This is a genomic window from Pseudomonas morbosilactucae (assembly GCF_023241665.1).
In the GTDB taxonomy this organism is placed as follows: Bacteria; Pseudomonadota; Gammaproteobacteria; order Pseudomonadales; family Pseudomonadaceae; genus Aquipseudomonas; species Aquipseudomonas morbosilactucae.
This window is the reverse complement of sequence record NZ_JALQCX010000040.1, coordinates 1-22,335: the sequence shown is the minus strand read 5'-3', so window position 1 is coordinate 22,335 and position 22,335 is coordinate 1. Positions and strand designations below refer to the sequence as shown.

Here is a 22,335-nt window from a genome sequence, read left to right as displayed (position 1 = left end):
ACTCCGATTAGTTTTACCGTGCCAGCCATTATCAAGTCCCTTAGACTGGCCGGCGAGGCATCATCAGGTGCTTCATTCAGATGAATCGACAGGGATCGCATGCAGACTCTTCATCGAAGTCTCGGCACGGACGCAGCCTCCAAACTTCTGCAACGCCTATGGCGTGCCTGCAACGCTCGCGGATGTTGCCTGGCGCTGGCCATGTTCGTGGCGCAACCGCTGGTGGCGGAGGAAGCGACACGTGCGCCACACAACACAAAGCTCGACTACCTCAGCGGCTATAGCGAGCAGTTTGGCGACTTCCATGTCTTTCGCGGCAAGTCGTCCATCAGCACCCTGGAAATCACCTACAAGGGCCGGCCCTACCGACCACTGAATGCCTGGCAAATCACCGATGTGCGGCCCACGGGCGCGACCCGGAACGGCCAGCCGGTGCTGCTGGCGACCAGCATCGAGTGGATGGGCGTCGGCACGGTGGTTATCGCGGTGCAGAACGACACGCCCCTGGCGCGCATCCTCAGCCCGGTCAAAAGCCGTGACGAGCCCGATTGGGGCCAGGCGCAACCCGGGCGCCAGGACCTGCTGCTGTTTCCCGAAGGCGCTCGTGCCTTCGTACCCTCGACCGGGCAAGTCCTGTGGTTCGACGAGCGGCTGCCCGGCTGGGGCTTTTCCCACTACGCGATGCTGGTCTCTGTCGCGCCGGACAACCGCAGCGCGGCGTTCCTGGCCAAGGAAGGGTTGCTGCTCAGCTCGGAGGAACGCGGGGTCTACGCCCAGTTGCCGATCAGCAAGGAGCTGAATGGCAAGCAACTCTGGCCACTGTTCGAGGAAGCCGGCGCCCGCGCTCGCAAAGCCCTGGACGAAGGCCGGCGCATCGACCAGAACCGCCTGCACCATGCCCTGCAGGTGGAATGGGTCGGCGAGCATTTTACCTGGCAGCAGGTGCAAGGTTCCTGGCAACTCAAGGGCCTGGGCCTGACCTCCAGCCCTCTCAAGACGGAGCATTGAGTGATGCCGACTTCTCTATGGCAACGCCTGCTGCAACTCACCACCGTCGCCCTGCTGGCCGGTTGCGCCAGCCATGGCAGCGAGCGCCCCAGCGATATTCGCAGCGAAGACGCCAAGGCCGCCGATGCGGTGCTGGAACTCGAGGTCACCTTTGCCCAGGCGCCGGACTACAAGCCCGAGACTTCAGGGCCTTACGCGTCCAGCCGATACGTGAAAATCGACGGCTACCCGAACATCGAGATCCCGTTCTACCAGAAAGGCATCGGCTTCGAGCTCGGCGTGCTCGGCGACCCTCGGGCGCTGTTGGCCTTGCCCTACCCTTCGCCGAAAACCGACTCGGCCACCAACTCGCTGCGGGTCATGGGGCAGAAGCTCGACAGCACCCGCTATCGCTTTGTGGTGCTGCCCCTGTCGGGCTGGAAAAGCCTCAACAGCTTCGAGGTGGCCTTCGCCCAGAACGGACGGCGAGAATCCATGACCTTCACTTACAGCACCAAGGCTGTGTGCGAAAACAGCTTTGCCGTGACCACGCCCACCTACGGTTTCGCAATGTCGGTGGCCGCGCGTTTTCCCAATGGCACCCAAGGCTGCCTTAAACCCTGCGACGCACGCCCCGGCTACCCCGGGCACTGCGCTTACTACGCAGGCTTCCTGCTGGTGCCCAGCCTGTAACGGCTCGAAAGGATCGAGAACAACATGCCCTACAGCGCCGACATGGCTTTTATCCAGGAACAGTGGCAGGACGAATGCTTCCCCCAGGCAAACTGCCTGGTCCTGAGCAATGGTTTTTACTGCCTGTTCGACCTGCCCTATCAACACAGCCAGTTACTCAACAAAGTCTGGATGCCGGCCCTGGACTATCAGCCCGAACAAGATCCGGACTTCATCACCACCCTGAGCTGCTGCGCCGACGGCCCGCAGCCCTTTTATGCCAAGGGCGGCGAGACGGCAGGCTATGGCGGCGATGGTTTTGTCGCCTTGCAGGAAAAGGGCTCGGATCAGTTGATCTGGTTGATTGCCTTCAGGGACACCAACCCCTTCAGCCGGGTCGAGATCCAGGACCAGCATGTTGATGCCGAGTCGACCTCCGGGGTCCGGGTGCGCATCCCCATCGACCGCCCCGACCAATTGACCCTGACCTGGCCATGACGCCCACGACTGCACACCGAGCTCCCATGGAAAACCTCACCGCCACCCAAGCCATCGAGCGCCTGAGCGAACATCGGCTGTCCAGCCTCGACGCCGCCGCCCGAGCCAGCCACCTGCTGAATTGGTGGGGGCTCGATGGCGACGACCAAGAATTCGCCACACTGCCGCCAGACCTGCAACAGCAGATCCTGGACGAATCGGAGCCCCCCGACGATGGGCTGAACCCGCGCTACGCCCCTCTGCTGATGATCGCCCTGCGCGCTGAATATCGGGGTGTCACTCACCGCTATCTGATGCGCTGCCTGCATGAAGCCGGGCTCGGCGACTGCATCGTCAGCCCAGGGTGTGAGCAACTGGAGGCCTGCCCTTGCTGCGCTTATCGAACCTTATCGACGCGGGGTCAGTATGAAATCTGCGACCTGTGTGGCTGGGAGGATGACGGCAACGAAGCGTTGGATGTGCCGAGCGGGCCGAACCACATGACCCTGGGCCAGGCTCGGGAACACTTCGCCCTCAACAGGTCGCATTTGCCCTTGGACAAATGGCCACTGGCGACCGAGGACAGCCAATGATTCCCGCGCAACTGATCGCCCTGATCGAAGCCCAGCCCGACCTCCGCCCGCGTGCCGACGTCGCCCAGGTGACCCAGGCCCTGAACAGGCTGGGCATCGCCCTGGACAGCGAGTTCGCACAGATCTACCTGGCTTACTGCCCCGCCGACTTCAAAAGCCGCGCCAGCGACGAAATGCTCTGTGACCTCGCCGAGCCTACCGAACAAATCCTGATGGGCACCGAGTTCATTCACGAGGTCTGGGAACTGCCGCAGCACTTCATCGCCTTCACCTCCCTGCAAGGCGAAGGCGGCTACCTGCTGGACAACAACAGCGGTGGCGTCTGGGACTTCGACCTCGGGCACCGGGAAGACTTCATCAACGGCCGCATGCCCGCCCGGTGGAGCAGCTTCTTCGAATTCATCACCTGGCTGCTGACCGCGCAAGCGCCGGAAGACCAATAAGCCGCCCCGTGGGCAGATAGGGCCTCATCGCTGGCAAGCCAGCGCCTACAACGCCCCCTGCCAGCTTCAAACTTGCCGCTTGCCACTCCCCACTTTCAACTGCCCTTGTACCACCTCGGCGTATACACCCACTCGCCACCACTCGCCTTGGGGAAGGTGCAGGTGGTGGACGATCCCACCAGTACCATGGTGCGCATATCCACCTGTTCCGGGGTCAGGGCGCCAAGGGTGATGACCCGCAACGTCTGCCCGGGCCGGCCGATGTCCCGGCCCAGGACCACCGGTGTTTCCGGCGTTCGGTGCTGGCGGACGATTTCCAGGGCACGCCCCAGTTGCCACGGCCGTGACCGGGAAATCGGGTTGTAGAACGCCAACGCCAGGTCCGCCTGGGAGGCGAGCTCCAGGCGTTTTTCGATGATGGCCCACGGCTTGAGGTTGTCCGACAGCGACAGCACGCAGAAGTCATGGCCCAGCGGCGCACCGGCCTGGGCGGCGGTGGCCAGGGACGCGGACACACCGGGGAGCATTTCCAGGTCGACGTTGTGCCAGGCCGGGTCCGTGGACTCGTGCAGGGCTTCCAGCACGGCGGCGGCCATGGCAAATACGCCCGGGTCACCGGACGACACCACCACCACCGAGCGACCTTGGGCGGCCAGTTCGAAGGCGTGCCGGGCCCGCTGCATTTCTTCACGGTTATCGGTGCAGTGCATGACCTGATCGGCACGGAACGGCCCGGCCATGCGCACGTAGGTTTCGTAACCGAGGATGTCATTGGCCCGAGCCAGTTCGGCCTTCACCGCCGGCACCATCAGTTCGGCGGCGCCAGGGCCGAGGCCGATCACCGCCAGGCGGCCGCGAGGACGGCCGATCTGCTCAGGGTCCAGGGGCTGGTTGGCGACGGCGATGGCCAGATCGTCGCCGCTGCTAATGGGCGGCAACAATTGCGGCACGGCCTGTTGCGCCAGTTCGACCACGCTGTTGGCGGCCGGGGCGAAACGCAGGGGCACCCCCAGTTCGGTGGCTGCGTCGTGCAGGGCTCGGTCAGCCATGTCCGTGTCGGCGGCCAGCAGGCAGGCCAGGGACTGCACCGCGATGTTGGCCTGGTGCAAGGTTTGGCGGATCGACTCGGCGAGGCTGATAGAGCTATCGCTGGCAAGCCGGCGCCTACAGGCGATGAGGACGCTGCGGGGGTAGATCAGCAGTTCATTGGCCGTGGGTTCGCGCTCGGCGGAGCCGACGTGAATGCTCAGGCGTGCGTGCGCGTCTTCCGGCAACTTGGCCTCGGCCAGCCAGGGCGCGGCGCCTTCAATGCGCACGCTTTCACCGCCCAGCAGGTCGGAGACAAAGCGCTTGCCCAGCTCCAGGTCACCCAGGGCATAGCCGCTGGGCGGGTTGAGCAGGCAGGTGCCAAAACGCAGCTCGCCGCTGGTGGTGATGGCCGCGGCCACACCCAGGCCGGCAGCCATTTCCCGGGCCATGACGTTGACCCCGCCCAGGCCACCGAGCAACGGCACCACCGCGCTGCCGTCTTCGGCCACGGCCAGCACCGGCGGCTCGGCGCCCTTCTCCAGGAGCAACGGCGCCAGGGTACGGATGACGATGCCGGCAGCGCACAGGGCAATGATCGGCGTGTTCTGTTGATAGAGCTGGCGCAAGGTGGCGCCGAACTCGTGATAGCTGCGGTCCGCACCTTCGACCCGCTCGGCCAGGCCGTGGATCAGCGCATCCGGGTACAGCTGCTGGAGCCTGCGCGCCGTGGCCAGGCTGCCCTGGCCGAGAATCACAATCGCCGGTGTTGAACGGGTCATCAGCCTTGCCACCTTTCACCCGGAACGATGATCAGCGAGAAGTACGGCGACGACATCGGCACCACCTCATCCAGCGGCACAATCTTCTGGTTGGCCATGGTGGCGCGCTCGACGTACAGCGCACGCTCGGCCAGCCCCAGCTCTTCCAGCACCTGGCGCACCTTGGGGAAGTTGCGCCCCAATTTCATCACCACCGCCGCATCGGCATCGGCCAGGCGACGCTTGAGTTCGTCGTGGGGCAGCACGCCAGAGAGCACCGACAGGCTCTGGTTGCGATACACCAGCGGCGCACCCAGCACCGAAGCACCACCCAGCATGGAGCACACACCCGGCACCACTTCAGCCTGGTAGCGCTCGGCCAGGCGGTCGTGCAGGTACATGTAGGAACCGTAGAAGAACGGGTCGCCTTCACAGATCACCGCCACATCCCGACCGGCATCCAGATGCAGGGCCAGGTCTTCGGCAGCGCTGTCGTAGAAGTCGCTGATCACTTGCTCGTAGGACAGCGGCGCCGGCAGGGCTTCGGTGGTCACCGGGTACACCAGTGGCATCAGTGTCTGGGCGGCTTGCAGGTGCGCTTCGATGATGCCGAAGGCGTTGCCCTTTTTGCCCTTGGCGACGAAGTACGCCACCACCGGCGACTCGCGCAGCAGGCGCAGGGCTTTGACCGTAATCAGTTCCGGGTCACCCGGGCCCACGCCGAGGCCGATCAAACGTCCAGGTTGCTGCATCATTCAATCTCCGTGGCCAGGGCGTTGACGGCGGCGGCAGCCATGGCGCTGCCACCGAGGCGACCTTGCATGATCACAAAGGGCACACCGCGGCTGTCGGCGGCGAGCATGGCCTTGGATTCCGCGGCGCCGACAAAACCCACCGGGAAGCCGAGGATCAGCGCCGGCTTGGGGGCGCCGGCATCAAGCATTTCCAGCAGATAGAACAAAGCCGTTGGCGCATTGCCAATCACCACCACGCTGCCTTCCAGGTGCGGGCGCCACAGTTCCAGGGCCGCCGCCGAGCGGGTATTACCCAGCTCGCGGGCCAAGTCTGGAACGCTTTCGTCGCGCAGGGTGCAGATCACTTGGTTGTTCGCCGGCAGGCGCGCCCGGGTCACCCCTTCGGAGACCATCCGCGCATCGCAGAGGATCGGCGCACCGGCCGCCAGGGCCTCGCGCCCGGCCTTGCCGGCCCCTTCGGAGAACTGCAGGCCATCGATCGCCTCGACCATGCCGCAGGCATGAATCACCCGCACCGCGAGTTTTTCCAGGTCGGCCGGGATGCGCTCCAGCTTGGCTTCTTCGCGAATGATGGCGAAGGAGTTGCGATAGATCTCCTGACCGTCGCGGATGTAATCAATCATCGGTGTTGCTCCGTGGGCGGGCATCGAGCAATGCGCCAGCCGCTTCAATAGAGAGGTTGCGTGCGTGCAGCGTGCCGAAACCCGGCTGCGCGGCATCGCGAAAATAGAGGTCGTAGCGCCCGGGGGCGACGGCCAGCAAGGTGGCGGGCGCCACATGGGCACAGGCGCAGGAGCGCGAGCACCCGGACAGGTGAACATTCAGGGTCTGGCCCTGACGTTGCAGCAGCTTGGCCAGTTGCAGGGCGTCGCCCTTGGTTTCAGCCAGGCCCTTGGCGCAGCCGCTGGAGCCGGTGCAGGCCACCAGTTGCGCCAAGGCCTGGTCCGCCGAGCAAAGCAGGCCCAACTGCGCCAGGCGCCGGGTGACCTCAGGGGCATCGGCCACCCGCAGGTTCGGCAGCAGCAGGCTTTGCCAAGGAGTGAAGCGCAGGGTGCCATCGCCCCATTCACTGGCCAGTTGGGCCACGCCTCTGAGCATATGCGGGTCGAGCCGCCCCAGGGCGGCCACGACGCCGACGTAGACCCGGGCCGGGTCCGCCTGTGGATAAGTGCCGATGTGCAACAGGCCCGCAGCAGCCGGACGCTGCCAGGCATCGATGCGGAGCAAGGGCGCGCTCAAACGTGCAGCCAACTGCGCCAGCAACTGATCCGGCGAAGACTCCGACAGCAGGTGGCGCATGCGCGTCTGCTCGGGCCGGGCCCCATCGAGAAACAGCTCCAGCACCGCCACCACCAGCTCATGCCCCGCTTCCAACGCGACGCTGGCCAGAGGGTTATCCACAGGGCAACCGGCCAGGCCAAAGGCCAACCTCGGCTGCCCCTCGTGCATGAAGGCGGCCAGCCACAGGTCGTGGTGATGTTCGAGCATCGCCAGGGCTTCACCGCCATCGAGTTGCACGGCGAACTTGGCCGACAACTGGTGAAAGCGCGGATGGCTCTGCAGGGTGGCCAGAATTTCCTCGGCCAGCGGGCGGGTGTCGATGAGCATCTGCCGGTCGATCCCCGCCGTGGGGCTGAGCATCAGGTTGCGCACATCATCACCGGCCGCGGTGGTCGGGCCCAGGCCAGCGGCCAGCAACTCGCCGATCAACGCCGAGTGTTGCGCGCCAATACCGCGGATCTGCAGGTTGGCGCGGTTGGTCGCCTCGATCACCCCGCCCGCATAACGCTCGGCCGCCTGGGCCACGGCGCAGGCCTGGGCGGCGCTGATGGCCCCACCCGCCAGCTTGATCCGGCAGATACCGCCATCGATCGCCGGGACGATACGCAGCAACCCCGGGCAAGCCGAGGGGCGTAAGGCGGTGGACATCGGGCGTTCGTTCAAGGGGGTAACCGGCAGTGTGGGAAAGGCGCTTCGCGGGCGAAGGCGCGGTATTATGCCTGCTTTGTCCAAAGGCATGAAAAGCCTGCCGGTCGGAAGAACACATTTGACGTTCGAGGAATAGCAATGTCGCCCTGGCTGACAGTAGTGGGAATCGGTGAAGACGGCTTCAAGGGCCTGGGCAAGAACGCCCGGCGTGCCCTGATGGGCGCTTCGCGGATTGTGGGCGGCCAGCGGCAACTGGATTTATTGCCGGTGTGTATTCGTGGCGAACGGCAAGTGTGGCCCAGTCCGTTCTCCCTGGAGCCGGTGCTGGCGTTACGCGGCACGGCGGTGTGCGTGCTGGCCAGCGGTGACCCCATGCTCTTCGGCGTCGGCGCCAGCCTGGCGCGGCAGGTGGCCCGGGAAGACATGCACGTATTGCCCTCGCCCTCGTCCTATTCCCTGGCGGCGGCGCGCCTGGGCTGGCCGCTGCAAGACGTGGTCACCCTGTCGGTGGTGGCGCGCCCCATTGCCGCGCTCAATGCCCAACTGTTCAGCGGCGTGCGTTTGCTGGTGCTGTGCAACGACGGGCACAGCCCGGCGGCCATCGCCAAACTGTTGCGCGAACGGGGTTTCGGCCCAAGCCGGCTCACCGTGCTGGAACATCTGGGCGGCGAAGCCGAACGGCGAATCGAAGGTACCGCCCACGAGTGGAGCGACCCACTGATTGCCGACCTCAACCTGCTGGCCATCGACTGCCGCGCCGAAACCGCCACCCCGCGCCTGTCGCGCCTGGCCGGCTTGCCCGACTCGGCCTTCGAACATGACGGCCAACTGACCAAGCGCGATGTCCGTGCCATGACCCTGGCGCGCCTGGCGCCAGTGCCCGGGGAACTGCTCTGGGACGTGGGCGCCGGCAGCGGCTCCATCGGCATCGAATGGATGCGCGCGCACCCGAGTTGCCGAGCCCTGGCGATTGAAGCCGATGACGGCCGGCAGCAGTTGATCGAACGCAACCGCGACAGCCTCGGCGTACCCGGCCTGCAATTGATTCGCGGCCGCGCCCCCCAGGCCTTGGCCGGCCTGGAGCGCCCGGACGCGGTTTTTATCGGCGGCGGCGTGACCCGTGAAGGGGTGCTGGACACCTGCTGGGAGCAGCTCAAGCCCGGCGGCCGCCTGGTGGCCAACGCCGTGACCCTGCAAAGCGAAATGACCCTGATGGCCTGGCGTGAAAAATATGGCGGCGAACTGACCCGCATCCACATCGCCCAGGCCCAGCCCCTGGGGGAGTTCGACACCTGGCGCCAGGCGTTGCCGATCACCCTGCTCGACGTCAGCAAACCCCTATGAACCCCGTAACATCAGGCTTGCCGGCAATAGCGCCCGCCCAGACAACCGCAACGCCCCCTGTAGGAGCCGGCTTGCCGGCGATCAGGCCCGCCGCCAACACCGTCGCGCAGCCATCGCGAGCAAGCTGGCTGCTACGGGAGGCTGCTGATGCCATGGGGGTATTCGATGCGTGATGAAACCGCCGAACAACCCGCCCCACTGCGCAGCGGGCTGACCACCGGCAGCTGCGCCACGGCCACCAGCCTGGCGGCGGCGCGGTTGCTGTTGGGGGGCAGCCATGCGGATGCCGTGGACATCACCCTGCCCAAAGGCAAGCAGGTGCAGATGCGCCTGGAGTTCTGCCGCGCCACGGCCGACGGCGCCGAAGCCGGCACGATCAAGGACGCCGGTGACGATCCGGACGTGACCCACGGTGCCCTGCTGTATTCCCAAGTGCGCCTGACCACCGAACCCGGGGTGCGTTTTATCGCAGGCACAGGCGTTGGCACCGTGACCCGCCCCGGGCTGGTACTGGCCGTGGGCGAGCCGGCGATCAACCCGGTGCCGCGCAAAATGATCAGCGAACACCTGCTGCAACTGGCCGCAGAACAAGGCTACCCGGGCGGCTTTGAGGTCACGGTGAACGTCGAGGACGGCGCCGCCCTGGCCCTGAAAACCATGAACCCGCGCCTGGGCATTCTCGGCGGGCTGTCGATTCTCGGCACCAGCGGCATTGTCCGGCCGTTTTCCTGCGCGGCCTACATCGCCTCGATCCACCAGGGCATCGACGTGGCCAAAACCAACGGTTACCTGCACATTGCCGCCTGCACCGGCAACGCCAGCGAAGACACCATGCGCCGGGTCTACAACCTGCCGGAAATCGCCCTGATCGAAATGGGCGACTTTGTCGGCGCGGTGCTCAAGCACCTGCGCAAAGTGCCTGTGGATAAGCTCAGCCTGTGCGGCGGCTTCGGCAAGATCAGCAAACTGGCGGCCGGGCACATGGACCTGCACAGCCGCCATTCCAGCATCGACCTGCCGCAACTGGCCGAATGGGCCGCGGCGATCGGCGCCGATGCCGCGCTGCAACAGGCCATTCGCGAGGCCAATACCAGCCAGCAAGCCCTGGCCATGGCCAGCGCTGCCGGCATCGCCCTCGGTGACGCGGTGTGCCAGCACGCCCTGGACTTCGCCCGCAGCGTGGTGCCGGCCCAAGTCCAGGTGGAAGTCTTCGCCATCGACCGCCAAGGCGGCATCGTCGGCCACGCCGGAGCCTTTGCATGAAGCGCGTGTTACTCCTGGGGGGCGTCACCGAAGCCCTGGCCATCGCTCGCACCCTGGGCCCGGAACATATCTACAGCCTGGCCGGCGTGGGCCGTGTGCCCACCGACTTGCGCTGCCAAGTGCGGGTCGGCGGTTATGGCGGCGCCGAGGGCCTGGCGCAATTTATCCGAGACGCGGGCATTGACCTGCTGCTGGACGCGACCCATCCCTATGCGGCGCAAATCAGCCACAACGCAGTGCGCGCGGCGCAACTGAGCGGCATTCCCTGCTGGGCCCTGCGCCGCCCTGCCTGGCAAGCGCAGGCTGGGGATAACTGGCAAGAGGTGGCCGACTGGGCAGAGTTGGTGCTCGCCCTGGCGCCCTTCCAACGGCCGCTGTTTACCCTGGGGCGCGAGCCCCTGGCGCATCTGGATGAAATCCCCGAGGGGCAATTCTGGACCCTGCGTGCCCTGGAGGCTTACCCGGGCAATGCCCGTTGCGAAGTGCTGGGCGCCCGCGGGCCCTTTGTCCTGGAAGACGAGCGCAAGCTGTTCGAGCAGCGCCGGATCGATGTGCTGATCAGCAAGAACAGCGGCAGCGGCGCCACCGAACCCAAGCTGCAAGTGGCCCGCGAACGGGGCCTGCCGGTGCTGGTACTCAAGCGCCCGACACTGCCCGAGGCCGACCGCTGCTTCAGCACGCCGGCCCAGATGCTGCAGGCCCTGGGCCACCTGCCCCAGGCCTGACACAACAAACAGACCCGCCCGACAGTAGTGGGCGAATCACCTGACAGAACTTAAAAAGCCCCTGCATTAACGTCCTTGGACAGCCTCGACGAGCGACCGCGCTGGCCGCTCGGCCGCTCGTCGGCCCATCCACAGTCAGCCTGGCCGTTGGCTTGCCAGACTGTATCCCAAGGACTACATTCGCCATGCTTATCTTTGAACAGACCCCCGTATTCGTCCGCTGGCTCCAAACCCTGAAGGACCCCGTGGGCAAGTCCCGGGTACTGGCCAGGATCAGGGCTGCGCAGTTGGGCCATTTCGGCGACTGCAAAGCGGTAGGGGGCGGTGTCTACGAAATGCGTATTCATCGCGGGCCCGGCTACCGGGTGTATTTCTCCCGCCGGGGCCAGGTGCTCTACCTACTGCTGATCGGCGGCGACAAGGATTCCCCACCCCGTGACATTCAACGTGCCCGGCGACTGGCACATGCGCTCAAGAGTGAGGACTGCACATGACCCGAGTAATGACCCGTTTTGACGCGGCGGAGCACCTCAAGACCCCGCAGGAAATGGTCGCCTACCTGGACGCCTGCTTCGACGAGGATGCCGGCGACGGCGTGCTGATCCGCGCAGCCCTGAACGACATCGCCCGTGCCCGCGGCATGACCCAGGTCGCCCGCGACACCGGCCTGGGCCGCGAAAGCCTGTACAAAGCCCTGGGCAGCCAGGGCAATCCCGAGTTCGCGACTATCATCAAGGTCATGAAGGCGCTGGGGCTGAAACTCCACGTCGGCCAGGCCTGAGGCGGCACTGCGACACCACACCGCACACGGCATTTTTACTTATCCACAGCGATCAGGCTAAATACCCGCCTGATCGCCCAACCGACGGATCGCCCCCATGTCCCGACAACGGCTCGCATTTGCCTGGATCGCCTGCTTCGCAGTGCTGTTCAACATGCTGGCCATGCCGCTTTCGGGGGCCATGCCCCGCAACGACACCGGCAGTACCGAGCAATTGTTGTGGGGCAGTTTCTGCTCCTCCACCGGCACCAAGATGGTGGCGATCTCCCTGGGCAAGCTCGAGCAAAAAGCCCCGCAGAACGACGACCACTCCAACATGCAGCATTGCTGGTGCTGCTCAGGCGCCGCGCCCTGGGTGGCCTTGCCCGGGCACGTTCCGTCATTGCCTCTGGAACGCCTCGAAGCTTTTGCTGGAACGCTCCAGCCTCCTCCACTCGCACGCCCCAGCCCGCGCCAGCAATGGCCGAGCCTGAACCCCGGCGCCCCGCCTCTGGCATGATTCCCTTTCGCAAGTGATCTGCGTTTTTGAATCGTTCTGGAGAACTGCCATGTTCAAACCCTTCCCGGTCTTGCAATCCCTGCTGCTGGCCGCCCTGCTGCTGCCCACTGCTTTCGCCAACGCCCATGAGTACAAGGTCGGCGAACTGCAGATTGCCCATCCCTGGTCCCAGGAATTGCCGCCGAACGCACCGACGGTCGCGGCCTACTTCGTGGTGCACAACAACGGCAAGACCGCCGACACCCTGCTCAGCGTCGACTCGCCGATTGCCGGTAAGGCCGAGCTGCACGAACACGTCATGCAGGGCGACCTGATGAAGATGCAACAGGTGCCCCAGGTGGTGGTTGCAGCCGGTGGCGAAGTGGCCTTCGCACCCATGGCCTATCACGTGATGCTGCTGGAGCTTAAAGACCGCAGCCTGTTGGTGGACGGCAAGCGCTTCCCCCTGACCCTGCACTTCGAGAAGGCCGGCAATGTCACGGTCGAGGTGGCGGTGCAGAAGCAGGCTCCCGAGGCTAGCCACGAGCACAAGCACGCCCAGTAGCCCCTGACGACGGCCCACCGTGAACGCCCTGCGCTCGCCTGGCACCCGACGCCGCCGCCCTCGCCGTAACGCCCCAAGCGTTCGGCGCGGCAGCTGGATCAGTCTGTTCGCCATGCTGATGATCTTTATCGGCCCGCTGATTTCCCAAGCGATGCCGATGGATCACACGATGCCGATGAGCCTGTCCATGAACATGGACATGCCCAGCGGCGAACCCGGCTGCCACGGCGATACTCATCACGCGCAACCCCAGAGCCAGCCGAAGGGCGAGCAGCATGTACTGTGGGAAAAGTGCGGCTATTGCAGCCTGCTGTTCAGTTGCCCGGCACTGCCTTCCGGCCTGTCATTCGATGCCCTGAATACAGCCCCCGCCAACACCTTCCTCACGCCCTCCACGCGCCTGGGCCACGCCCGGCAGACCGTGTTCCCCGGCGCCCGCAGCCGCGCGCCACCGATCTTCGCGTAAGCCCTTCCTTCACCGTGCACGGCCGGCTGTCGACTGACAGCAGGATGTTTGTGGCCGTGCGGCTTATGACCGATCGATGGAACATTTATGTTTTCTGCCCACTCTCGCCTGGGCGCTGCCCGGGCCTGCGACACCTTTGCCGCCACTGCGCTGCGGCTGCACTTCACCCAAGCCATGGCGCTGTTTTGCGGCGCCCTGCTGGCCCCGATGGCGATGGCCGACGACGCGCGCGTGGATCACCGTCAGCATGAGGAAGAACTCAGCCCGACCGTGATCACCGCGGTCGCCCCCAGTTCCCCCCTGACCCTGGTGACCAACCCCAAGGACCCGCGCCAACCGGTGCCGGCCAGTGACGGCGGCGACTACCTGAAGACCCTCCCCGGCTTCGCCCTGGTGCGCAACGGCGGCACCAATGGCGACCCGGTGCTGCGCGGCATGTTCGGCTCGCGGCTGAACATTCTCAGCAACGGCGGCATGATGCTCGGCGCCTGCCCCGGCCGCATGGATGCACCGACCTCCTACATCGCCCCGGAAACCTACGATCGGCTGACCGTGATCAAGGGCCCGCAAACCGTGCTGTGGGGTCCGGGCGCCTCGGCCGGCACCGTGCTCTTCGAACGGGAACCGGAGCAGTTCGGCGAACTCGGCACCCGGGTCAACGCCAGCCTGCTGGCCGGCTCCAACGGCCGTTTCGACAAAACCCTGGACGCTGCGGCGGGCGGCCCCCTGGGCTATCTGCGGGTGATCGGTAACAGCGCCCACTCCGACGACTACCGGGATGGCAACCACGACACCGTGGCCTCGCGCTACGACAAGTGGAACGGCGACGTGGCCCTGGGCTGGACCCCGAATGCCGACACCCTGCTGGAGCTGACCGCCGGCAAGGGCGACGGCGAGGCCCGTTACGCCGGACGCGGCATGGACGGTTCGCAGTTCAAGCGCGAAAGCCTCGGCTTGCGTTTCGAGCAATCCAACCTCGGCGAAGTGCTGGATAAGGTTGAGGCCCAGGTCTACTACAACTACGCCGACCACGTGATGGACAACTACAGCCTGCGCACGCCCTCCGGCACCGGAATGATGGCTGGGCCCATGGCCTCCAACGTCGATCGCCGGACCCTCGGCGGTCGGATCAAGGCCACCTGGCGCTGGGAAGACGTGCAGTTGATCGGTGGTCTCGACGCCCAGGGCAGCGAGCACCGTCAGCGCTCTGCCAGCGGTGTCGACACCTACAAGGCGCTGCCGCGCACCCAGGATGCCGACTTCCACAACTACGGGGTCTTCAGCGAACTGACCTGGTACGCCGCCGAACGCGAACGGCTGATCGGCGGTGCGCGCCTGGACCGCGCCTCCGCCAAGGATTACCGCCAGCGCATCGGTTCGGGCATGACCGCCCGGGACAACCCCACGGCCAGCGACACCCGTGCCGACACCCTGCCCAGCGGCTTTGTGCGTTACGAGCACGACCTGGCCGACAGCCCGACCACGGTCTACGCCGGCCTCGGCCACACCCAGCGCTTTCCCGATTACTGGGAGCTGTTTTCGCCGGACAGCGGGCCCGACGGATCGCGCAACGCCTTCGATGCGGTCAAGCCGGAAAAAACCACCCAACTGGACGTCGGCCTGCAATACAAGAGTGACGACCTCGAGGCCTGGGCCTCGGGCTACATCGGCCAGGTACGGGACTACATCCTGTTCACCTACACCCCGGGGATGATGGGCAGCACCTCCCAGGCGCAAAACATCGACGCCCGCATCATGGGCGGCGAACTGGGCGCGGCCTACCGCCTGAGCAGCCACTGGAAGGCCGACGCCACGCTCGCCTATGCCTGGGGCAAAAACAGCAGCGACGGCAAGGCGCTGCCGCAAATGCCCCCGCTGGATGGGCGTTTGGGCCTGACCTACAGTGAGGACAGCTGGAGCGCCGGGGCCCTGTGGCGGGTGGTCGCGGCGCAAAACCGCATCGCCAGCAACCAGGGCAACGTGGTCGGCAAGGACTTCGGCAAGAGCGGTGGTTTTGGTGTGTTCTCCCTGAACGGGGCGTACCGCGTCAACAAGCACCTCAAGCTCAGCAGCGGCGTCGACAACCTGTTCGGCAAAGCCTACGCCGAGCACCTGAACCTGGCGGGCAATGCCGGTTTCGGTTACCCGGCGGATAACCCACAGGCCATCAATGAACCGGGGCGCACGCTCTGGACCAAGGTTGACCTGAGCTTCTAACGCTCATCGCCGACGGGCCGACTCCTGGAGCCGGCTCGCCAGCGATCAAGCGATACAAACAACACAATAAAGGCCTATGCGGAGCGCTCCCTGATGACCCGACCCAAACCCTCGTTCTACAACCTGGCCTGGCGCTGGCACTTCTACGCTGGGCTGTTCGTGGCCCCGTTCATGGTGATGCTGTCTTTGACTGGCATCATCTACCTGTTCAAACCCCAACTCGACCCGCTGATGTATGGCGAGCTGCTCAACGTCCCGGCAGGCCATCACCGCCTCAGCGCCGACGAACAGCTCAAACGGGTACAGGCGGCTTACCCCCAGGCGCAGATCAAACAGTACCTGCCGCCGATCAACGCCGAACGCAGCGCGCAATTCGTGGTGCAAAAGGGGGCCGACGAAATCAATGTGTTCGTCGACCCCTACCACGGTGACATTCTCGGCGAGCAGAACGCCAAGACCCACTTGCAGGCCGTGGCCCGGGCCATTCATGGCGAGCTGATGATCGGCACCGTGGGTGACCGCCTGGTGGAGCTGGCAGCAGGCTGGGGCATCGTGCTGGTGGTCTCGGGCCTGTACCTGTGGTGGCCCCGGGGCAAATCGTCGGCCGGCGTACTCTGGCCCCGCTTCAGCAGCCGTGGCCGTGTGCTGTGGCGCGACCTGCATGCCGTGACCGGTTTCTGGGGCGCCGCCCTGCTGTTGTTGATGCTGCTCAGCGGCATGACCTGGACCGGCTTCTGGGGCAAGCAATACGCCGACCTGTGGAACCGCTTTCCGGCGGCCATGTGGAACGACGTGCCCAAGTCCGACGAACAGGCCCGGGTGCTCAACAGCGCCACTCGCCAGACCGTGCCCTGGGCCATGGAAAACACGCCGATGCCGATGTCCGGCGACCACGCCGAGCACATGGCCCACAGCGGCGCCAGCAGCGCGCCGGCGGCACCGGTGATCAGCCTGCAACAGGTGCAGGACACCGCCGAACAGCGCCAGGTGGAGCCGGGCTACAGCATTACCCTGCCCACCAGCGCCAGCGGCGTGTTCACCGTCGCCGTGTTTGCCGATGACCCGCGCAACGACGCCACCCTGCATGTCGATCAATACACCGGCAAGGTCCTGGCCGATGTGCGCTGGGAGCAATACAGCCTGGTCGCCCGCGCCACTGAAATGGGCGTGATGCTGCACGAGGGCAAACTGTTCGGGCGCATCAATCAGTTGGTGGTGCTGGTGGTCTGCCTGATGATCATGCTCAGCGCCATCAGTGGCCTGGTGATCTGGTGGCAGCGTCGTCCCCAGGGTCGGCTCGGGGTGCCACCGCTGCGTCATGACTTGCCGAAATGGAAAACCGCGATGCTGGTGATGGCGGGCCTGGCGCTGGCCTTTCCCCTGGTCGGGGCGTCGCTGATCGCCGTCTGGCTGCTGGACAAGCTGCTGCTGTCGCGCTTCAACCGCTCGACTGAATCCACTTCATCTTCAACATGAAACAGCCGAGATGCGTGCGGTAGAAGGGTCTGTAAACTTCGGGCGCTTTAATGTCGAGCGCCACAAATGTTACTTAGTAACATTTAAGTGTAAGATCCATGCCCGCGGTTTTATGGCCGCGGGCAGCCTCCTCGAAGAAGCGACTCAAAGTCCCCATGAACAAATACCTGCTTTCCAGCCTTTGCCTGCTGCCCCTGGCCACCAACGCCCATGCAGATTCGGCCCAGCCATTGACCTTGCCCACCGGCACCATCACCGCGCCCGCCAATGACAGCGACACCGTCAGCCTGCAAACCCCGACCAGCGCCGGTTCCCGCCTCAACCTCAGCGCCTTGCAGACCCCGGCCAGCACCGAAAGCCTGAGCGGCGAACGCATTCGCGCCCGGGGCGATCGCAGCGTGCAGGACGCCGTGTCCCGCAGCACCGGCATCAGCCGTACCGGCACCCCGGGCGACGGCGGCACCTCGCTGTCGGCGCGGGGCTTTACCGGCCAGGGCTCAGTGATGCAACTCTATGACGGCAACCGTATGTACAGCGGCATGGGCACCGTGACCTTCCCGGTGGACAGCTGGGCCGTGGAACGGGTGGACGTGCTGCGCGGCCCGGCGTCGGTGCTGTACGGCGAAGGCGCCACCGGGGCGGTGATCAACACCGTGCCGAAAAAGCCCTTCAGCGGCGAGATCGAAAACCACCTGCGCCTGGGCTACGGCTCCTACGACCGCCAGCAGCAGGCCCTGGACAGCGGCGGCTCCCTGAGTGACACCCTGAGCTATCGGCTGAACCTCAATCGCCTGCGCAGCAACGGCTGGATCGACCGTGGCGATTCCTCTGGCGACTTCGTCAGCGCCGCGCTGCGCTGGCAGGCCCGCGACGACCTGGCCTTCACCCTGGCCCACGACTACGGCGACCAGAACCCGATGAACAGCTTCGGTACGCCGCTGATCGACGGCCGCTTCCACAAAAGCCTGCGGGACAAGAACTACAACGTCAGCGACGACAAACAGCACTACAACGATCAATGGACCCGCCTGACCAGCGAGTGGCAAATCTCCGATCACCTCAGCGCCAGCAACGAGCTGTACTACCTCAAGGCCCAGCGTCGCTGGCAGAACGCCGAGAACTACAACTGGAACGCTGCGACCCAGCAACTGAGCCGCAGCGGCTACTTCGCCATCGGCCACCAGCAAGAACAGGTGGGCGACCGCCAGACCTTCACCTTCAAGCACAGCCTGTTTGGCCTCGACAGCCAGACCCTGACCGGCGTGGACTACAACCGGATTCGCTTCCACCTGAAAAACAACTCGCCATTCACCGACGCACCGCTCGGCGGCCAGCCCCTGGACCCGAACCACCCGGTCCAGGGCGGCTTCTCCAGCTCAGACGCCTACCGCGATCAGTTCAAGACCACCACCAAGCAGATGTCGGCCTTTGCCGAAAACCGCACCCAGCTCAGCGAGCGCTGGTCCCTGGTCACCGGCCTGCGTCGTGACTACGTGCACATCGACCGCGACAACCTGGTGGACGCCAGCCAGAGCGACAAGACCCTGACCGGCAACAACTGGAAGGCCGGGCTGGTGTTCGCGGTGACCGCGGACACCTCGTTGTACGGCCAGTACTCCACCAGCACCGATGGGGTCGGCGGGCTGATCTCCCTGAGCCCGAGCCAACAGCAGTTCGACCTGTCCAGCGCCCGGCAAAGCGAGATCGGCCTCAAGCAGCTGTTCTGGAACCAACGTGGCGAATGGACCCTGGCGGCCTACCACATCGTGAAAAAGAAGCTGCTGACCGATGTGCCTGGCGACCCGAACCTCAAGCAGCAGGTCGGCCAGCAATCCTCCAACGGCCTGGAAGCCAGCCTCGACCTGCAATTGCCCGACGCCTGGCAACTGCAGGCCAACGCGGCCTTTGTCCGAGCCCAGTACGACGACTTCCAGCAGGACGTCAACGGCGTGCAGGTCTCCCGCGATGGCAACCGCCCGGTGGATGTGCCCCGGCGCACCGCCAACCTGTGGCTGAGCAAGGCCCTCAATGACCAGCTGCAAGCCGGTGCCGGCGTGCGCTATGTGGATGCCCGCTACGCCGACATGGCCAACCGCAATGAGCTGCCCAGCTACACCGTGGTGGATGCGACGCTGTCGTGGAAAGCCCTGCCCAATACCACCCTGGGCCTTGAACTGAACAATCTGTTCGATCGCCAATACGCTCAAAGCCAATACAATGACGGCCAACAATGGATCCTCGGCGAACCCCGCTCGTTTTTCCTCACGGCCGACTACACCTTTTAACCCTGCCATCGGACACCCATGACCTCGCTGAACCTCACCAATCTGGCCTGGACGCCCTTGGGCCAGGGCCACTGTCATCACCAGTTCCAACTGCGTGACGCCAGCCTGCAGGTGGCGCCCGGCGAGTTCGTCGGCCTGATCGGCCCCAATGGCAGCGGCAAGACCAGCCTGCTGCGCTGCGCCTACCGTTTCAGCAAGCCGCAACAGGGCGAGGTGCAACTGGCCCATCACAACGTCTGGAAGCAGTCGCCACGCTGGTGCGCACAACGCATCGCCGTGGTCCTGCAGGAGTTTCCCGACGCCTTCGGCCTGAGCGTGGAGGAGGTGGTCGCCATGGGCCGCACGCCACACAAGGGCCTGTTCGACGGTGACAGCCTGGAAGACCGGCGCATCGCCCGCGACGCCCTGGAATCGGTGGGCCTGCTGGGCTTTGAAGAGCACGCCTTCGCCACCCTCTCGGGCGGGGAAAAGCAGCGAGTGATCCTGGCCCGGGCCCTGACCCAACAGCCGCAACTGCTGGTGCTCGACGAGCCCACCAACCACCTTGACCCGCGCTACCAGCTGGAACTGCTGCAACGGGTGAAACGCCTGGGCATCGGCACCCTGGCCAGCATCCACGACCTGAACCTGGCCGCCGCCTTCTGCGACCGGCTGTACGTCATCCACCACGGACGCATCGTCGCCAGTGGCACCCCCACCGAAGTCCTCACCGTCGAGCTGTTGCGCGAGGTGTTTGGCGTCGAGGCCCTGGTCGACCGCCACCCGCTGTCCGGCTACCCACGCATCACCTGGATAACCCAACCATGACCTTGCGCTCCCTGCTCCGCTCCAGCCTGTGCCTGGCCCTGTTCCTGGGCGCCGCCCCAGCCTTTGCCGAAGCCACCCGTTACCCTTTGACCGTGCACAGTTGCAACCGCGACGTGACGTTCAAGGAAGCGCCCCGCCACGCCCTGAGCCATGACATCAACATGACCCAGATGATGCTGGCCCTGGGGCTCAAGTCGCGCATGGTCGGCTACAGCGGCATCAGCGGCTGGAAGGCCGTGACCCCGCAAATGAGCAGCCTGCTGGACGGCCTGCCGGAGCTGGCGCCCAAGTACCCGTCGGTGGAAACCCTGCTCAACGCCAACGTTGATTTCCTTTTCGCCGGCTGGGACTACGGCATGCGCATCGGCGGCGACCTGACCCCGCAAACCCTGGCGCCCCTGGGCATCAATGTGTATGAGCTGACCGAGTCGTGCGCCTTTGTCATGAAGCGCCCGGCCGCCAGCCTCGACGACACCTACAACGACCTGCGCAACCTGGGCCGGATCTTCGACGTGCAAGACCGCGCCAATACCCTGATCGCGCAGATGCAAGCCCAGGTGGCCGAGGTGCAACAGGACCTGCCCAAGGACAAGCCCCGGGTGTTCCTCTACGACAGCGGTGAAGACCGGGCCATGACCTCCGGGCGCCTGGGCATGCCCCAAGCGCTGATCGACGCCGCCGGCGGGCGCAATATCCTCGATGACGTCGACGCCAGCTGGACCCGGGTCAACTGGGAAACCGTGGTCGAGCGCAACCCGCAGGTGATCGTCATCGTCGACTACAGCGAAGTCACCGCCGAGCAGAAGCAGCAATTCCTCCTGGCCAACAAGGCCCTGCAATCGGTGGACGCCATCAAGAACCAGCGCTTTATCGTCATCCCCTACGTGCAAGCCACCCCGGGCATCGACAACGTGCTGGCGGTGGAAACCCTGGCCAAAGGTTTCCACGGCGAATGACCAGCCGTCGTTATGCCGTGTTGCTGATGTTCCTGGGCGCCGCGCTGCTGTTGTCGTGCGTGCTGTCCCTGGGCTTTGGCCCGGCGCGGGTGCCGGTGGAGGTGGTCTGGCGCATTCTGCTGCACAAGGCCCTGGGCCTGGGCGCCGTGGACTGGACGGCGGGCCAGGAACATATCGTCTGGCTGATCCGCGTACCGCGCATGCTCCTCGGTGCCCTGGTGGGCGCCGGCTTGGCGTTGATCGGCGCGGTGCTGCAAGCGGTGACGCGCAACCCCCTGGCCGACCCGCACCTGCTGGGGGTGACCTCGGGCGCCACGCTGGGCGCGGTGATCGTGGTGCTGCATGTGGGGGAAATCATCGGCCTGCTGACCTTGCCCCTGGCGGCCTTTATCGGTGCCCTGCTGAGCATGCTGCTGGTGCTCGGCATCGCCGCCCGCCACGGCCGCCTGGACAGTGACCGGTTGCTGCTGTGCGGGGTGGCGGTGTCTTTCGTGATGATGGCAGCGGCCAACCTGTTGCTGTTTATGGGCGACCACCGGGCCAGTTCGGCGGTGATGTTCTGGATGCTCGGCGGCCTCGGCCTGGCGCGCTGGGAACTGCTGGCCGTGCCCGCGGCCAGCGTGCTGGTGGGGCTGCTGTTGCTGCTGGGTATGGCCCGGCCGCTGAATGCGCTGATGGCCGGCGAACAGACCGCCGTGACTCTGGGGCTGAACGCGCGCAACGTGCGCTTGCGGGTGTTTCTGATTGCGTCGCTGATGACCGGGGTGCTGGTGTCCATCAGCGGCTCCATCGGTTTTGTCGGGCTCATGGTGCCGCACATCGCCCGGCGCCTGGTGGGTGCCGAGCACCGTCGTCTGTTGCCGGTGTGCGTGCTGCTGGGCAGCCTGTTCCTGGTCTGGGTCGACGTCGCCGCCCGCACCCTGATCGCCCCCGAAGACCTGCCCATCGGCATCGCCACCGCGGCCATCGGCGGCCTGTTCTTCATCGGCTTGATGCGCCGCCGTTAACGCCAGGCCGTAAACCCAACGCCGGCGATCACAGCCCTCAAATTCAAGGGCCCCATAGCGGCCCGTCGTGACCCCGACCTTGTAGGAGCCGGCTTGCCGGCGATCGCGGTCTTGAGACTTGTGCAAAATTCGGGGGCCTGATCGCTGGCGCCTTAGCCGCAAGCTCGGTCGATGTGTCGAGGGGCTACGGTAACGTGCAATTCGTCGACGCCTTCCCCGGCGTGAATTGATGCCCCCTTCTGAACACGGCTGCCGCCCAGCGGCAGCACCACAATGATGCACCTCAGCGCACCACCCTCTCGTCGAGGCCTCATCCTGGGGC

The 22,335-nt window shown here is 65.5% G+C and carries 23 protein-coding genes; 19 read left to right on the top strand and 4 right to left on the bottom strand.

What is annotated here, in order from left to right:
- Positions 1 to 201: 201 nt before the first annotated feature.
- From M1B35_RS21365 to M1B35_RS21345, 5 genes are read left to right on the top strand one after another with little or no spacing between them, the layout of a single operon-like run.
- Entirely contained in the window at positions 202 to 1,008 is an 807-nt protein-coding gene (locus M1B35_RS21365) for a hypothetical protein (RefSeq protein WP_268262984.1), read from the top strand.
- Positions 1,009 to 1,011: 3 nt separating this feature from the next.
- Positions 1,012 to 1,680, top strand: coding sequence for a hypothetical protein (locus M1B35_RS21360; protein WP_123329715.1), 669 nt, complete (start codon positions 1,012 to 1,014; stop codon positions 1,678 to 1,680).
- A gap of 24 nt (positions 1,681 to 1,704) precedes the next feature.
- Positions 1,705 to 2,157, top strand: a complete 453-nt coding sequence (locus tag M1B35_RS21355) for a hypothetical protein (protein WP_123329713.1) — start codon at positions 1,705 to 1,707, stop codon at positions 2,155 to 2,157.
- Between the two features lie 26 nt (positions 2,158 to 2,183).
- A complete protein-coding gene (locus M1B35_RS21350; RefSeq protein WP_123329710.1) occupies positions 2,184 to 2,729 on the top strand; it encodes a CPCC family cysteine-rich protein in 546 nt (181 codons plus the stop codon).
- Complete coding sequence (locus M1B35_RS21345; protein WP_123329709.1) at positions 2,726 to 3,172, top strand: SMI1/KNR4 family protein; 447 nt, start codon at positions 2,726 to 2,728, stop codon at positions 3,170 to 3,172. Before M1B35_RS21350 ends, M1B35_RS21345 begins: the two co-directional genes overlap by 4 nt.
- A gap of 95 nt (positions 3,173 to 3,267) precedes the next feature.
- Here M1B35_RS21345 and cobJ read toward each other — a convergent pair whose 3' ends face one another.
- Genes cobJ through cobG form a run of 4 tightly spaced genes read right to left on the bottom strand, consistent with a single transcriptional unit; the run spans position 3,268 to position 7,643 of the window.
- Positions 3,268 to 4,980, bottom strand: a complete 1,713-nt coding sequence (gene cobJ, locus M1B35_RS21340; protein ID WP_268262983.1) for a precorrin-3B C(17)-methyltransferase — start codon at positions 4,978 to 4,980, stop codon at positions 3,268 to 3,270.
- Positions 4,980 to 5,711 carry a precorrin-2 C(20)-methyltransferase gene (locus M1B35_RS21335; protein WP_123329705.1) on the bottom strand — a complete coding sequence of 244 codons (732 nt, stop codon included), beginning with the start codon at positions 5,709 to 5,711 and terminating at the stop codon, positions 4,980 to 4,982. Before M1B35_RS21335 ends, cobJ begins: the two co-directional genes overlap by 1 nt.
- On the bottom strand, positions 5,711 to 6,337 hold the full coding sequence (locus M1B35_RS21330) for a precorrin-8X methylmutase (protein WP_123329703.1): 627 nt from the start codon (positions 6,335 to 6,337) through the stop codon (positions 5,711 to 5,713). Before M1B35_RS21330 ends, M1B35_RS21335 begins: the two co-directional genes overlap by 1 nt.
- Positions 6,330 to 7,643 (bottom strand): precorrin-3B synthase, encoded by a 1,314-nt coding sequence (gene cobG, locus M1B35_RS21325; RefSeq protein WP_279653863.1) that lies wholly within the window; start codon positions 7,641 to 7,643, stop codon positions 6,330 to 6,332. Before cobG ends, M1B35_RS21330 begins: the two co-directional genes overlap by 8 nt.
- A 138-nt stretch (positions 7,644 to 7,781) precedes the next feature.
- Between cobG and cbiE the strand changes: the two genes are divergently transcribed.
- From cbiE to M1B35_RS21255, 14 genes are all read left to right on the top strand, one after another.
- Entirely contained in the window at positions 7,782 to 8,987 is a 1,206-nt protein-coding gene (cbiE, locus tag M1B35_RS21320) for a precorrin-6y C5,15-methyltransferase (decarboxylating) subunit CbiE (RefSeq protein WP_123329699.1), read from the top strand.
- A gap of 165 nt (positions 8,988 to 9,152) precedes the next feature.
- Positions 9,153 to 10,250, top strand: a complete 1,098-nt coding sequence (locus M1B35_RS21315; protein ID WP_268262981.1) for a cobalt-precorrin-5B (C(1))-methyltransferase — start codon at positions 9,153 to 9,155, stop codon at positions 10,248 to 10,250.
- Positions 10,247 to 10,975, top strand: coding sequence for a cobalt-precorrin-6A reductase (locus M1B35_RS21310; protein WP_268262980.1), 729 nt, complete (start codon positions 10,247 to 10,249; stop codon positions 10,973 to 10,975). The genes M1B35_RS21315 and M1B35_RS21310 overlap by 4 nt, the downstream gene beginning before the upstream one ends.
- A gap of 185 nt (positions 10,976 to 11,160) precedes the next feature.
- Positions 11,161 to 11,469, top strand: coding sequence for a type II toxin-antitoxin system RelE/ParE family toxin (locus M1B35_RS21305; RefSeq protein ID WP_268262979.1), 309 nt, complete (start codon positions 11,161 to 11,163; stop codon positions 11,467 to 11,469).
- Positions 11,466 to 11,756, top strand: a complete 291-nt coding sequence (locus M1B35_RS21300; protein WP_268262978.1) for an addiction module antidote protein — start codon at positions 11,466 to 11,468, stop codon at positions 11,754 to 11,756. The genes M1B35_RS21305 and M1B35_RS21300 overlap by 4 nt, the downstream gene beginning before the upstream one ends.
- Positions 11,757 to 11,853: 97 nt before the next feature.
- Entirely contained in the window at positions 11,854 to 12,255 is a 402-nt protein-coding gene (locus M1B35_RS21295) for a DUF2946 domain-containing protein (protein ID WP_268262977.1), read from the top strand.
- A 49-nt stretch (positions 12,256 to 12,304) separates the two neighbouring features.
- On the top strand, positions 12,305 to 12,799 hold the full coding sequence (locus M1B35_RS21290) for a copper chaperone PCu(A)C (protein ID WP_123329687.1): 495 nt from the start codon (positions 12,305 to 12,307) through the stop codon (positions 12,797 to 12,799).
- A 28-nt stretch (positions 12,800 to 12,827) separates the two neighbouring features.
- Entirely contained in the window at positions 12,828 to 13,265 is a 438-nt protein-coding gene (locus tag M1B35_RS21285; protein WP_268263028.1) for a DUF2946 domain-containing protein, read from the top strand.
- Between the two features lie 87 nt (positions 13,266 to 13,352).
- Positions 13,353 to 15,482 carry a TonB-dependent copper receptor gene (locus tag M1B35_RS21280; RefSeq protein WP_268262976.1) on the top strand — a complete coding sequence of 710 codons (2,130 nt, stop codon included), beginning with the start codon at positions 13,353 to 13,355 and terminating at the stop codon, positions 15,480 to 15,482.
- 93 nt (positions 15,483 to 15,575) lie between these two features.
- Complete coding sequence (locus M1B35_RS21275; protein WP_268262975.1) at positions 15,576 to 16,958, top strand: PepSY-associated TM helix domain-containing protein; 1,383 nt, start codon at positions 15,576 to 15,578, stop codon at positions 16,956 to 16,958.
- Positions 16,959 to 17,113: 155 nt separating this feature from the next.
- Positions 17,114 to 19,243 carry a TonB-dependent receptor gene (locus M1B35_RS21270; protein ID WP_268262974.1) on the top strand — a complete coding sequence of 710 codons (2,130 nt, stop codon included), beginning with the start codon at positions 17,114 to 17,116 and terminating at the stop codon, positions 19,241 to 19,243.
- 18 nt (positions 19,244 to 19,261) lie between these two features.
- Positions 19,262 to 20,050, top strand: a complete 789-nt coding sequence (locus tag M1B35_RS21265; protein ID WP_268262973.1) for an ABC transporter ATP-binding protein — start codon at positions 19,262 to 19,264, stop codon at positions 20,048 to 20,050.
- A complete protein-coding gene (locus tag M1B35_RS21260) occupies positions 20,047 to 21,006 on the top strand; it encodes an ABC transporter substrate-binding protein (RefSeq protein ID WP_268262972.1) in 960 nt (319 codons plus the stop codon). Before M1B35_RS21265 ends, M1B35_RS21260 begins: the two co-directional genes overlap by 4 nt.
- The gene (locus tag M1B35_RS21255; protein ID WP_123329674.1) at positions 21,003 to 22,013 is read left to right on the top strand and encodes a FecCD family ABC transporter permease; all 1,011 of its coding nucleotides are present in this window, start codon (positions 21,003 to 21,005) and stop codon (positions 22,011 to 22,013) included. The genes M1B35_RS21260 and M1B35_RS21255 overlap by 4 nt, the downstream gene beginning before the upstream one ends.
- The last annotated feature ends 322 nt before the right edge of the window (positions 22,014 to 22,335 follow it).